12 protein-coding genes are annotated in these 13,853 nt (G+C 47.0%); 9 read left to right on the top strand and 3 right to left on the bottom strand.

What is annotated here, in order from left to right:
• Positions 1 to 4 precede the first annotated feature (4 nt).
• The 9 genes from A596_RS15690 to A596_RS15650 all read left to right on the top strand — a co-directional run bounded on the left by A596_RS15690 (position 5) and on the right by A596_RS15650 (position 11,646).
• Positions 5 to 2,434: a heavy metal translocating P-type ATPase gene (locus A596_RS15690; RefSeq protein WP_235425751.1), complete on the top strand. Its 2,430-nt coding sequence runs from the start codon at positions 5 to 7 to the stop codon at positions 2,432 to 2,434.
• A 4-nt stretch (positions 2,435 to 2,438) separates the two neighbouring features.
• Positions 2,439 to 2,642, top strand: a complete 204-nt coding sequence (gene ccoS, locus A596_RS15685; RefSeq protein ID WP_039916460.1) for a cbb3-type cytochrome oxidase assembly protein CcoS — start codon at positions 2,439 to 2,441, stop codon at positions 2,640 to 2,642.
• A 2-nt stretch (positions 2,643 to 2,644) separates the two neighbouring features.
• The gene (locus A596_RS15680; RefSeq protein ID WP_084128441.1) at positions 2,645 to 3,556 is read left to right on the top strand and encodes a sulfite exporter TauE/SafE family protein; all 912 of its coding nucleotides are present in this window, start codon (positions 2,645 to 2,647) and stop codon (positions 3,554 to 3,556) included.
• A gap of 153 nt (positions 3,557 to 3,709) precedes the next feature.
• A complete protein-coding gene (locus tag A596_RS15675; protein ID WP_052417581.1) occupies positions 3,710 to 5,428 on the top strand; it encodes a BamA/TamA family outer membrane protein in 1,719 nt (572 codons plus the stop codon).
• Between the two features lie 137 nt (positions 5,429 to 5,565).
• Entirely contained in the window at positions 5,566 to 5,949 is a 384-nt protein-coding gene (gene gloA / locus A596_RS15670; protein ID WP_039916456.1) for a lactoylglutathione lyase, read from the top strand.
• Complete coding sequence (locus A596_RS15665; RefSeq protein ID WP_039916454.1) at positions 5,949 to 7,568, top strand: protein adenylyltransferase SelO; 1,620 nt, start codon at positions 5,949 to 5,951, stop codon at positions 7,566 to 7,568. The genes gloA and A596_RS15665 overlap by 1 nt, the downstream gene beginning before the upstream one ends.
• 24 nt (positions 7,569 to 7,592) lie before the next feature.
• Positions 7,593 to 8,408, top strand: coding sequence for a co-chaperone DjlA (gene djlA, locus A596_RS15660; RefSeq protein WP_039916452.1), 816 nt, complete (start codon positions 7,593 to 7,595; stop codon positions 8,406 to 8,408).
• A 743-nt stretch (positions 8,409 to 9,151) separates the two neighbouring features.
• Entirely contained in the window at positions 9,152 to 10,954 is a 1,803-nt protein-coding gene (locus A596_RS15655) for a glycosyl hydrolase family 18 protein (protein WP_039916451.1), read from the top strand.
• 209 nt (positions 10,955 to 11,163) lie between these two features.
• Entirely contained in the window at positions 11,164 to 11,646 is a 483-nt protein-coding gene (locus tag A596_RS15650) for a MaoC/PaaZ C-terminal domain-containing protein (protein WP_039916449.1), read from the top strand.
• Positions 11,647 to 11,674: 28 nt separating this feature from the next.
• Here the strand turns inward: A596_RS15650 and A596_RS15645 are convergent, their stop codons facing one another.
• Genes A596_RS15645 through pyrC form a run of 3 tightly spaced genes read right to left on the bottom strand, consistent with a single transcriptional unit; the run spans position 11,675 to position 13,791 of the window.
• A complete protein-coding gene (locus tag A596_RS15645; RefSeq protein WP_039916447.1) occupies positions 11,675 to 12,040 on the bottom strand; it encodes an MmcQ/YjbR family DNA-binding protein in 366 nt (121 codons plus the stop codon).
• A 32-nt stretch (positions 12,041 to 12,072) separates the two neighbouring features.
• Positions 12,073 to 12,744, bottom strand: a complete 672-nt coding sequence (rnt, locus tag A596_RS15640) for a ribonuclease T (protein WP_039916445.1) — start codon at positions 12,742 to 12,744, stop codon at positions 12,073 to 12,075.
• Between the two features lie 9 nt (positions 12,745 to 12,753).
• A complete protein-coding gene (gene pyrC, locus A596_RS15635; RefSeq protein ID WP_039916443.1) occupies positions 12,754 to 13,791 on the bottom strand; it encodes a dihydroorotase in 1,038 nt (345 codons plus the stop codon).
• Between the last annotated feature and the right edge of the window lie 62 nt (positions 13,792 to 13,853).

Below are 13,853 nucleotides of genomic sequence, written 5' to 3'. Positions count from 1 at the left end.
CGCAATGATTGACGTTATTGCGACAACGTCCAAACCGCAGATGTGTTATCACTGCGGTTTACCTGTTCCTGAAGCAAGCTATTATCCTGTGCGAATCCAGGGGCAGGAACATTTAATGTGTTGCCCTGGTTGCCAGGCGGTAGCGATGGCTATTGTCGACGGCGGTTTGGAGAATTTTTATCAGTTTCGCACTACTGCGAATGATCGCCCGGAAACAAATCCGCAAGGTGAACAACGTTTTTCTATTTATGATCTGCCGGAAGTCCAATCTGAATTTGTTATTCCCTTCGACGGTTCCTTCAAACAAGCCAATTTATTATTGGAAGGTATTACTTGCGCTGCTTGCAGTTGGCTGATCGAAACCCACCTCAAAAAAAATCCTGCGATTCAATCTATCACCGTAAATGTAAGCACGCATCGTTGCGCAATCGTTTGGGATTCGCGCGAGTCTCTCAGTGATATTTTTTGCGCGTTAGCTGCAATTGGTTATACGCCGCGTCCAGCCACCGATGACCAGCAACAACAATTAATTAAAAAAGAAAATCGCATTGCGCTTTTTCGCATTGGCGTTGCCGGTTTTGGCATGATGCAAGCGATGATGGTTGCGGTGGGTATGTACACTGGTGCGACGGATTTTTGGCTGGATTTTTTGCGCTGGCTCTCGATGCTGGTGGCTACGCCGGTGGTATTTTTTTCCGCCTGGCCTTTTTTCCAGGCGGCCTGGCGCAGCATAAAAATGCGGCACCTGGTAATGGATGTTCCTGTTGCCCTCGCAATTGGTTTGGCGTACCTCGCCAGTGTGTGGGCAACAATAACCAGTACTGGCGAAGTGTATTTTGAATCGGTTTCGATGTTTACGTTTTTCCTGTTGCTTGGTCGCTATGTAGAACTGCGTGCGCGTCATCGCAACCGTTTGGCGTTTGGTAATCTCGCCCAATTAATGCCGCTAACAGCCTGTTGTTTACGTGAAGAAAATGGCTGCGAAGTTGAACAAAATTTGCCGTTGAAACTATTGAAAGCGGGCGATCTTATTTTAGTAAAACCCGGTGAGACGTTTCCCTGTGACGGACAGGTTGTTGTCGGACAAAGTGCAGTTGTGGAAGCATTGCTCACGGGTGAATCCCATCCGGTAACCAAAGGTCCTGGCGACAGGGTTATTGCGGGAACCTTGAATCAACATAGCCCGTTAAAAGTGGAAGTGACGGCCGTTGCCGGCCAAACCCAATTGTCTGCGATTGAGCGCATGGCAACGCGCGCCGCAGAAGAAAAACCGCAACAAGTACTCGCTGCAGATCGCACCGCGCGATTTTTTATTGCGCGCCTGTTAATTGTTTGCAGCGCTGTGTTTGCATTCTGGATGTGGTATCGGCCGGAAGATGCGTTCTGGATTACCTTGTCAGTATTGGTGGTCACTTGCCCTTGTGCATTGGCGCTGGCAATGCCCGCCGCGTTATCGGCGGCGACTGCCAATTTGCGCAAGCGCGGTTTCCTGGTGGCACGCGGTCATGTGATTGAAGGATTAAATGATATTACCCGCGTTATTTTCGATAAAACCGGCACGCTCACTCGCGGTCAATTTGTTGTCGAAGATGTCATTCCGTTTCCTTCTGTATTGTTAGCGCGCGATGAAGTACTGGCTCTGGCGGCAGCACTGGAAACAGGTTCAAATCACCCATTAGCGGCAGCATTTAATCCCTGGCGCGACCGGGTTATTGCTTCCGGCGTCCGCCAAATTACCGCTGCCGGTGTCGAAGGTCAGGTCGATAATACCCGTTACCGATTGGGCACCATCGCATTTATCGCAGAATGGGTGGGTGTGAAAGAACCATTGGAATTACCACAGGCATCGCATCACACCTGGTTGTTATTGGCTGATGAAACACGTGCATTAGCCTGGATTAGTCTCGCCGATGAAATCCGGCCTGATGCGCCAGTGTTAATCCAGCGCTTGAAATCACACGGAATTGCCATAGAGCTGTTAAGTGGTGATCAACCGGCAGCCGTGAGTTATCTGGCGAAGCAGCTGGGTATCGATACCTTTACCGCCTGCGCAACTCCAGGCGACAAATTGTCACACCTGAGTGCGCGGCAAGCGGCGGGTGATAAAGTATTGATGATTGGTGACGGTATTAATGATGTGCCGGTATTAGCCGGAGCAGATGTTTCAGTCGCCATGGCTTCCGCATCGGATCTGGCCCAAACCCGCGCAGATGCCGTATTGCTGAATAACCAACTGATTGTTATTGCAGATGCTTTGGCGATTGCGCGGCGCACCAAAGCGGTTATCCGGCAAAATTTACGTTTTTCATTGTTATACAATTTACTCGCCCTGCCATTGGCCGCGGCTGGTATGATTCCGCCATGGCTGGCAGCGATAGGTATGACGGCCAGTTCCCTGATCGTGATTTTCAACGCATTACGCCTGGTAGATTAACTCTGTGGAAAGTCTCTATTTTCTTGTTCCATGTGCTTTGATTTTTATTGGTCTGGCGATCAAGGTTTTGTTCTGGGCCATCAACAACGGGCAATACGATAATCTGGATACTGAAGCTCATCGCATCCTGTTCGATGCGGAAAAATCCAAAAAGGCGAAAAACCCTTCCGATCCTTCCCCTCCAGCGCCTGACTCCAAGAACCCTTAATTATGTTTGATTGGTCATCATTGGCTGCCGCTTTCGCGCTAGGCCTTTTCAGTAGCGCCCATTGTGTCGGAATGTGTGGCGGCATTATGGGGGCGCTCAGCATGGCGATCCCCGCCGAAGCCAAAACACGCCGTTGGTGGATACTCCTGTGTTACAACCTCGGGCGTATTGGCAGCTACGGGCTGATTGGATTATTAGCGGGTGCGATGGCGAATGAATTGGCGCAACTCGGCGCTGCTTCCTGGTTACGCTGGATTGCCGGTTTGTTATTGATTGCGATGGGGCTGTATTTGGCTGATTGGTGGCGCGGCCTGACGTATCTTGAAACTGTAGGGCGCTACCTCTGGGCCTATATCCAACCCCTTGGCAAACGTTTAATGCCAGTGGATTCCATTTCCAAAGCAACATTATTGGGATTGGTTTGGGGTTGGTTGCCCTGTGGACTGGTTTATTCCGCGCTGGCCTATGCGATGGCGCAAGGGCAAGCTGTTAATGCGGGATTGGTGATGCTGGCATTTGGTTTGGGCACCCTGCCATCGGTGTTAGCCACCGGCCTTGCGGCACAACAATTGGGTAAATGGCTACGCAAACCGCAGGTGCGTTGGCCATTGGCTGTAGCAATTATTTTATTCGGGTGTTGGACAATTTGGGGCGGCGGCCATACCGGCCATGATCATAACCATCATGGATCATCTGCTCCGGAACTGCATGATCATTCAGCGATGGAGCATGGTAATTCGACCAAAAGTGAAGTTGATCGCGACAGTATGGATCATTCACAAATGGATCATTCACATATGAACCACGAACATATGAACCACGAACATATGGATCATTCGCAAATGGATTCAGATCAAACCAACACTGACAGCGCTTCTGCAAATAGTTCCGCTAGCCATGAGCATCATCATTAAAAACTTCTTAACAACTGGTCGCTATGCGAACTTATTCGTGCGTGGTAATTTGCGCGCGCCTGCTAAACTTGAAACTCAACAGAAATTGTTTTGTCCAAGTACTCGTAACTAGCTTGTCCGCCAATTCCCCCGTGAATATTTGAGACACGTTTTATGATTAGAATCCCGTATGTCGGGCTTCCAAAAGGATTATCTGCGTTGCGTGTCAGCGCACTCTCTCTTTTCATGCTGGCTGTAAACGCGCAAGCTGAAGATGCGCCAGAGACTGACCCTAGCTGTAAACCATTTGGCAGTTACCGCGAAAAAATCGATGATTTAAAAAATACCCGTATAGATTCAAAAATTTTTGATTCATTGGCGGGAAAAAAAATTCGCCATATTGAATACAATACTATTTCTGTTTTTAACAAGGATGATCCTGACGAAAACAATTCCCTTTATTTATTTTTAAATAAACTGCACGTCAATACCCGCCCCGGAACCATTAAAGCTCAATTATTATTCAGCGAAAATGATTTGCTGGATATTAAAAAGGTCCAGGAAAGTGAACGTATACTGCGTAAACGTGCTTACCTGACTAATGCGTATATTTTGCCGGTGACGGTGTGTGATGATCAGGTAGATCTAATGGTAGTTACCCAGGATTCCTGGGCACTGGAACCACAATTCTCCGTGAGCAAGGAATCTGAAGGAACCAATTCAGGTCTTGCGATTTCCGATGGTAACGTATTTGGTACAGGTACAAACCTCACTATTGGCTACGAAGAAAATACCCAGCGCAATCTGGTGTCATACGAATTCAGCAACCCGCATATTTTTAATTCACAAATTGCAACCAAACTTTATTTTGCTGATACCAGCGATGGACGGGATACTATTGTTGATATCTCCCATCCATTTTATTCCCTGGAAACGCCTTGGTCCGCCGGTTTTTACACGCAGGATGTCAGCCAGGAATTACCTATTCGCCATATGGATGAAGAGATAAATGAATTCCGTCACCAAAGCATGTCAAACCGGATGTTTTTTGGTGTGGCAACGGATATCCAGGAAGACCATACCCAACGCTGGGTTGTTGGCATTTCCAATGAGGAGGATAAATTTTATCCCACCGATGAAACGCTCATGCCAATTCCCGGGCCGCGTAAATTGGTTTATCCCTGGGTTGAATATCAATATCTGCAAAATCGCTACGGTGTTTTTAAAAATATCAATCAAATCCAGCGTCCTGAAGATGTGGCGTTAGGGCACAACCTGGTATTTCGTTTAGGTTATGCCGGTACCAGTCTGGATAATCCTGATGATGTTTATCGCTACATCGGCAAATACAGTTACATTATGGATTTTGATGCGAAGCATATTTTTGAAACCTCAATCACCCTTGATGGTCGTCATCACAACCGTTTAGCAAATAGCAACAGTGCAATAATGACAGCCAGCTTTGCGTATAATTATTTTGATGATGACAAGCGTCGCTGGTACATGGGGCTTAACTACAGCTTGGGCCAGGATCTTGCTCAATATGAAGAATTAACCGTGGGCGATATGACCGGGTTGCGCGGCTACCCAACGGATTTCCAGCGCGGTGAAAAAAGTTATGTCTTCACAATTGAGCGCCGTTACTTTTCTGATATCCACGTGTTCAATATTTTGCGTATGGGCGCTGTGGCTTTCTTCGATGTGGGCAAAGCTTGGGGATTGGAGCAATATGGTTACAGTCCAACCCTGAGCAACGTTGGTTTCGGTTTGCGTTTAAGCTCCAGTAAAGTGCGTATTGGGAATGTGGTACATGTTGATATCGCCACTCCGCTCGCGGCAAAAGACAGCGTTGATAAATATCAACTTACGATTGGTGCTCAGCAGCGATTTTAGGTCCACAGCAATTTCTACCAATACGTAACTCGAAATTAAGTCTCTTCTACGCCGGTGTATTGTAAAATGCACCGGTATTCATGTTTGATTTATTGTCAGCATTACAACCAATTTTTATTTGTCGATAAAGGATGAGTATGCGTATCCTTCATACTATGTTGCGAGTAGGCAACCTGCAAAAATCCATCAACTTCTATACTCAAGTGCTGGGCATGAAGCTCTTGCGCCAGCATGATTATCCGGAAGGACAATTTACCCTTGCGTTTATTGGTTATGGTGATGAAGCAACCAACACGGTGATTGAGCTCACGTACAACTACGGGGTTGAATTCTACGACCTTGGCAAAGGTTACGGGCACATCGCGCTGGGTTGTAGTGATGTATATGCAACTTGCGAAAAAATTCGTGCTGCCGGTGGCAAAATTACGCGTGAACCAGGCCCGATGATGCACGGCACTACCATTCTTGCTTTTGTAGAAGATCCGGATGGTTACAAAATTGAATTATTAGGTATTGAGTAATGATTTCATCCTTGCAGGAGCTGGTGTTCGACAATCGCCTGGTGCGTGAATTACCCGCTGATCCGGAACTGGAAAATTATCGTCGTCAAGTCACCAATGCGGTGTATTCACGCGTAACGCCGACGCCGGTAAAAAATCCGCAGTTAATCGCGGGCGCTAGTGAAGTCGCTGCGTTACTGGATTTACCTGCAACGGTTTTTTCTGATCCTCAATTTGCACAAGTTTTTGGCGGTAATGAATTACTGGCGGGAATGGACCCCCACGCCTGTGTGTACGGTGGCCATCAATTTGGTAATTGGGCAGGGCAATTGGGTGACGGGCGCGCGATTAATTTAGGCGAAGTGCGTAACCATCAAGGTGATCATTGGACACTACAATTAAAAGGTGCAGGGCCTACTCCTTATTCACGCACTGCCGACGGCCTCGCCGTATTGCGTTCTTCTGTGCGCGAATTTTTATGCAGTGAAGCAATGCATCATTTAGGTGTCCCTACCACTCGTGCTTTAAGCCTGGTGAGCAGCGGCGAGATGGTAAGGCGCGATATGTTTTACGATGGTAATCCGCAACTGGAGCCGGGTGCAATTGTTTGCCGTGTGGCACCCACATTTACCCGTTTCGGCAATTTCGAAATTTTTTCAGCGCGTAACGATATTGTTTTGTTAAAACAATTTACCGATTTTACTTTGCGCACGGATTTTTCCGAGTTATTTCCTGCTGCAACGAGTGAATTTGGTAAAGCAGATTATCTGCACTGGTTTAATGAAATTTGTATTCGCACTGCACAATTAATGGCGCATTGGATGCGTGTTGGTTTTGTTCACGGCGTGATGAATACCGACAACATGTCAATTCTCGGGTTAACTATCGATTATGGTCCTTATGGGTGGCTTGAGGGTTATGACCAGGATTGGACTCCTAATACCACTGATGCCCAGGGGCGTCGCTATCGCTATGGTAACCAGCCACGCGTTGCGCTCTGGAATCTGGCGCAACTGGGCAACGCAATTTATCCGCTGATTAATGAGGTAGAACCTTTGCAAGCGGCGCTGGAAAATTATCGCGTGGAATATGAACGTTGTGCGCAACGCGATGCTGCTGCAAAATTGGGGTTAAAGGAATTTGATCCTGCGCAGGATCAAACGTTGACGGAGCAGTTGCTGGCATTTTTACCGTTAATTGAAACCGATATGACCATTTTTTATCGCAACCTTGCGCAGTTGAATGTTGATGACATTCCTCATTATGCGGATGCCCGCTGTGTTGATATTGTGCGCGAAAGTTTTTACTCAACACCTGATGAACATATCGAGACACATTTGGCAAACTGGATGCGAGCGTATGCGGCGCGCTTGCAACAGGATTATGTATTGACCGGTAATACCCATGCGCAAAAAGTTGCGCGCATGAATGCAGTGAACCCTAAATATGTGCTGCGCAATTACCTCGCGCAACAGGCTATTGATAAAGCCACACTGGGTGATTATTCCGAAGTGGAAAAACTCTTGAATATCCTGCGCAAACCTTATGATGAACAACCCGAACATCAGGATTATTTTGTTAAACGCCCGGAATGGGCGCGACATAAAGCCGGTTGCTCCATGTTATCCTGTAGTTCCTGATTATTTCTTTTGCAGTAGCACATTATGATTGGAAAAATTATTGGGTTTTTTATCGGCCTCGCGCTGTTGAATCCGTTTACCGCAATTATCGGTGCGATCCTTGGGCATTATTTTATCGATAAACCCCGTCGCGTCGCGCCTAAAATCCCGCCTGAACAACTGCACGCCATTCAGGAAAGTTTCTTTACCACCGTATTTACTGTATCGGGGTATCTGGCCAAGGCGGATGGACGTGTTAGTGAAACGGAAATCCAGTTGACCGAATCACTGATGAACAAAATGGGCTTGAGTGCAGATCACCGCCGCGAAGCGATTCGTTTGTTTAAAGTAGGCGCGACGGCGGATTTCAACCTCGACTCCGCGTTGGCAGACTACAAACGTGTGTGCGGGACAAGCAGTAACCTGAATAACATGCTGGTGGTGAATTTATTGAACCTGTCCATGGCTGATGGTGTGCTGGATGAACAGGAAGCACAGGTATTGCGACAGGTTGCTGATCGTATCGGTTTTTCACGTTTCGGGTTTGAGCAATTATTGCGAATGTTGAATGCGCAAAATGCATTTAATCGTGAACACCGGGATGGTAATCAAAGCGGATATCAGCAGGGCGGTTATCAACAACCGCGCGCTGATGAGCTTGCGCTCGCCTATGAAGCGCTAGGCGTTGAGAAGGACATTTCCGATGCAGATTTGAAAAAAGCGTACCGTAAGTTAATGAGTGAATACCACCCGGATAAACTTATCGGACAGGGCATGCCGGAAGATATGATCAAGGCTGCCACCGAACGTGCCCAGGAAATCCAGGCAGCTTACGACCTTATTAAAAAATCCCGCCGGTAACCTGGTTGTAAATGCTGCTTATAAATATCGGCTAAATTTTTGGGCTATTTAAGCCTGTTTTTTTGCTTAAATTTATAAGCAGCCCACATTACTTTCTAGTCAATAAATCCCCTGTACGATAAATTCGTGACGCCTTAAACATTCTTCTGACAAATCGTTGACAACGTTGTCGGTGTGGGTGTATGTTTGAATCGTTTTCTGGTTTTACACTATTTAACAATAACAACAATCCGTTCAACCAAGGACCGACGGTGAAAAGCAAATTTCCCTGTGGGCCTTTGTTATTTCATTGCACTTCATCCAGGACGTAATTTGGCTCTGTCTACACAGGGTTAGCGGTACGTTTTATTCCAAATTTCTTTTTCAATAATCGGGTAATTACCCAGGGCCTCGTTTTGCCTGAAATTCATGGGCAATAAAAAATCCCGGCCAAAAAAATGAAAAAGAATTTCCAAAATAGTTTTAAAAAAACCTGATTACCATGATTGACCTGATGGTAAAAAAAAGGAAACCAGGTACTCGCGGACAAAAAAATAACAAATGGAAAAAGGTGAGAAACGGGCTTGCCGAATGCTATCGAAAATAGTGCGAGAGATACACCGAGTGCTATTTACGAGTGGGCATCGTTTGTGAGACTGGGAGATTGCACGTGCTGGCACACGATATTATTGCGACAGTTTTTCGCGATGATTTCTTGCCTGGCACGATGCAATAAAAACAAAAATGATTCCGAGGAAAAACCAATGAAATCGCTTAAATTAATTATGTTGTTGTCTGCAGCAGGTTTAATGACTGCTGAAGCGCAGGCTTACAATTGCAGTGGTGTACCTAATTATCAACAAGGTACTTATGCAAACGGTGCAATCGTACAAAATGGTGGCAACGCCTATTCTTGTACCGTTGGCGGTTGGTGTTCGGTAGGTGGACCTTATGAGCCAGGTGTCGGTTGGGCCTGGGGTAATGCATGGTCAAGTCTGGGTGCATGTTCCGGTACGACAACGTCATCAGTCACATCGAGCGTGACACCGGTAGCAAGCTCGGTAAAAAGTTCAGTGGCAAGCAGTGTTGTCTCATCTGTTGCAACAACGACAGGTTGCAATGGCATTGCTGAATGGACTACAACGGCAGCTTATTCCGGTAACACCCAAGTGAGCCGTAGCGGTTCACTTTATCAAGCGAAATGGTGGACCCAGGGGCAAGACCCGCTCAACAATTCCGGTGCTTACGATGTGTGGGCAAATAAAGGTGCTTGCGGCACAACGTCATCTGTTGCGAGTTCCGTTGTTGTTAGTTCAAGCAGTTCATCTAAAAGCGCTGTGGCAAGTTCAGTTGTAACATCTGTCAGCAGTGCGATTAGTAGTTCATCTGCCAGTTCTGTCGCCAGTTCAAAATCCAGCGTTGTTGTTTCCAGCAGTTCAAGTTCTGTTGCAACTGTCGGCGGCAAAAAAGTGGTGGGTTACTTTGCCGAGTGGGGCGTTTACGGCCGTAACTATCACGTGAAAAATATTGCAACCAGCGGTTCTGCGGCGCAATTAACTCACATCCTTTATTCATTCGGTAATGTGCAGAACGGCAAGTGTACTATTGGCGATTCTTATGCCGCCTATGACAAAGCCTATGATGCAGCTGGCAGTGTAGACGGTGTTGCCGATGCATGGGATCAACCACTGCGCGGTAACTTCAACCAATTGCGTAAACTGAAGAAGCTGAATCCGAATTTGAAAGTGATTTGGTCATTCGGTGGCTGGACCTGGTCTGATGGCTTCCCGCAAGCTGCTCAAAATCCAGCTGCATTTGCAGAATCTTGCTATGCATTGGTTGAAGATGCGCGTTGGGCTGATGTGTTTGATGGTATTGATATCGATTGGGAATATCCAAATGAATGCGGTTTGAAATGTGATACCACCAGCGGATTTTCCGGCTATAAAAATCTCATACAAGCATTGCGTGCACGTTTCGGCAGCAGCGCACTGATCACATCTGCAATTGGTGCCGGTACTGCAAAAATTAACGCGGCGGATTACGCCGGTGCTGCACAATATCTCGATTTCTATATGCCTATGACTTATGACTTCTTTGGTGCCTGGGATAAAACCGGTCCGACGGCTCCGCACTCAGCGCTTTACGATTACGCAGGAATTCCAATTGCCGGTTATAACTCTGACAATGCGATCCAGTTGTTAAAATCAAAAGGTATTCCTGCAAACAAAATTCTGTTAGGAGTCGGTTTTTATGGTCGTGGCTGGACCGGGGTAACTCAAGCTGCGCCTGGTGGTTCTGCAACGGGTGCTGCCGCCGGTACCTACGAAGCGGGAATTGATGATTACAAAGTATTGAAGTCCAAATGCCCTGCAACAGGTACAGTGGCCGGAAGTGCTTACGCATTCTGTGGCAACAATTGGTGGAGTTACGATACACCGCAAACCCTGGTAGGAAAAATGGATTATGTCCATCAACAAGGGCTGGCCGGAACTTTCTTCTGGGAATTAAGTGGCGATACTACAGACGGTGAACTGATACGTGTGATTGGCAACTCAATGCGTTGATACTATTTTAATACGCAATTTAAAAAAACCGGGAATCCTGAACTGCATCCAAAAGTTGGACATCCGTCCAACAAAGTAAGGTGCAGTTCAGTTTTCCGATTTTTTTATGGCTGTAATAAGCGATAGTTATGCAATCAACCAATGCAGAGCTAAAAATACCTGGATAGATTAAACTGCGCGCTCTTTTTCTGGATTATTGGAAAACATGTATGAGCGTGCTTGAAAATTACCCTATCAATGAAATCAGTGTGGGCCAAGCGGTCACCTACAGTAAAACACTGACCCAAACCGATGTGATTCTATTTGCTGCCTGTTCAGGCGATGTAAACCCGGTACATTTAGATAAAGATTATGCGTCGACCACAGTGTTTGGCGAACCTATTGGCCACGGTATGTGGACTGGCTCACTGGTTTCTGCGGCAATTGCTACCCGCTTGCCGGGGCCGGGTTCTATTTATCGCAGCCAGAATATTAGTTTCAAACATCCCGTAAAAATTGGTGACACTGTGACGGTTACGCTCACCGTTAGCGACATTAAAGCGCGAGTGAAATTGGTAACGCTGGATTGTGAAGCACACAACCAGGATGGGAAATTAATTGCGAAAGGGGTTGCAGAAGTAATTGCACCGGCGGAAAAACTTTCAATCAAGGCTGGCGAACTGCCTGCAATCACAATTGATTCAAGCAAGTAATTCAATCAAAAAGGTCGCTGCTAATTTTTCAGCGATCTTGGTCCATTGCCAATAATAAACTGGCAACATTTTTCCCCATGCCTTTCACTACTAATTGATACGAATTATCAATCATACGCTTAACTTCCCCATCGGGAATTGAGCCATTGATGATGACCGTATTCCAATGTTTTTTATTCATGTGATAGCCGGGAATGACAGCATCAAAAACCATCCGCAATTGTTCGGCTTCGACCGGGTCACATTTTAAATTGATACGTACTTCTTTATTTTCTGTACCTATCAGGGCGAACATTTTATCGCGCACTTTATAGACGGCAACCTCGGGGCCAAAGGGAAAATCCTCTTTGGCTTCGGGTTTATCAAGCAGGTATTTTTTGATGTTGAAAGCCATGATGTCTGCTCCCGGAAATTTACGCGAATAAATTATTCCGTTTCTTCATCAACTTCGCCTTCCACGGGCTGCCAACCGCCCAATTCTTTCCAGCGATTGACAATCATGCAAAATAAATCAGCCGTTTTTTCTGCATCGTAAGCCGCAGAATGCGCCGCCGAATTACTGAATTCAATTCCCGCTACCTGGCAGGCTTTGGCAAGTACAGTTTGACCAAACGCAAGGCCGGCGAGTGTGGCGGTATCAAATACAGAAAATGGATGGAACGGGCTACGTTTGATATTGCAACGTTCAATTACCGCGTTAACAAAATTCAAATCGAAATGCGCGTTATGGCCAACAATCACGGCGCGGGTACAACCATTTTCCTTTACCGAGCGACGCACCGCGGTGAGCAAATCCGTCATTACCATTAATTCCGGTTCGGCCAAACGCTCGGGGTTATCCAAATCTATGCCGGTAAAATCCAGTGCGGCCTGTTCGATGTTGGCACCTTCAAATGGCTCAACATGAAATGAAAAGGTTTCATGTCGATGCAAATTGCCGTCGTCATCCATACGAATGGTGACAGCGGCAATTTCCAGAAGTGCATCGGTTTGCGAGTTAAAACCGCCAGTTTCCACATCGACAATCACTGGCAAAAAACCACGGAAGCGCTGCGCCAATGGAGAATTAGGATCGCGGGTATTTTCAGGTGGATTCACTGGTGTCCCTTAAGCAGTATGTAACTGCCAGCGTAATGTTTCGCCCGCGCGCAATGGCACCAGCGGTTGATCGCCAAAACTCAATGAGTCAGGCACTTGCCATTCTTCTTTCACCAACGTGATGGTATCGGTATTCCGTGACAAACCATAAAAATCAGCGCCGAAGTGGCTGGCGAAGGCTTCGAGTTTATCCAGCGCATTCGCATCCTCAAACGCTTCTGCATAGAGTTCAATTGCCGCATAAGCCGTGTAGCTACCGGCGCAACCGCAAGCGGCTTCTTTTTTGTCTTTTGCGTGCGGTGCGGAATCGGTACCCAAAAAGAATTTCGGGCTTCCACTGGTTGCTGCTTTGATGAGCGCTTGCTGGTGTGTGCCGCGTTTTAAAATCGGCAAACAATAATAATGCGGGCGAATACCGCCGGCGAGCATATGGTTGCGGTTGTATAACAAGTGGTGAGCGGTGATGGTCGCTGCAACATTTGCCGGCGCTGCTGCAACAAATTCAGCTGCATCAGCTGTGGTGATATGTTCCAGCACCATTTTCAAGGCCGGGAAATTTTTAACCACCTGGCTGAAGGTGCGATCCAGGAATACCTTTTCGCGATCAAAGATATCAATTGCAGAATCAGTGACTTCGCCGTGTAGCAAAAAATGCATACCGGCTTTTTCCATGGCTTCCAGTACCGGATAGATTTTTTGCAAATCTGTTACACCGGATGCGGAGTTGGTTGTGGCCCCTGCCGGATAAAGTTTGCAGGCAGTAACGCCAGCGGCTTTGGCCTTGGCAATTTCGGCTGGATCGGTGTTGTCTGTCAGGTAGAGAACCATTAATGGCTCAAAATTGTTACCTGCCGGGCGCGCTGCCTTGATACGTGTTTTATAAGCCAGTGCCTGTTCTGTATTCATCACTGGCGGTACCAGATTGGGCATTACGATGGCGCGGGCAAATTGCCGGGCCGCGTCAGTCACGGTGCGGCTCAGGGCAGTGCCATCGCGCAAGTGAATATGCCAATCATCGGGGCGAAGCAGGGTCAATTGTTGGGTCATGAGGTGGGGATTCCATAGCAGTACACCAAAACAGGCGAATTGGGCGGCATGCTACCAAAATC

Source organism: Cellvibrio mixtus subsp. mixtus J3-8, assembly GCF_000766945.1.
GTDB lineage: Bacteria > Pseudomonadota > Gammaproteobacteria > Pseudomonadales > Cellvibrionaceae > Cellvibrio > Cellvibrio mixtus_A.
Note: the sequence above shows the minus strand (reverse complement) of the source record. Positions and strands in the feature narration are given on the sequence as shown.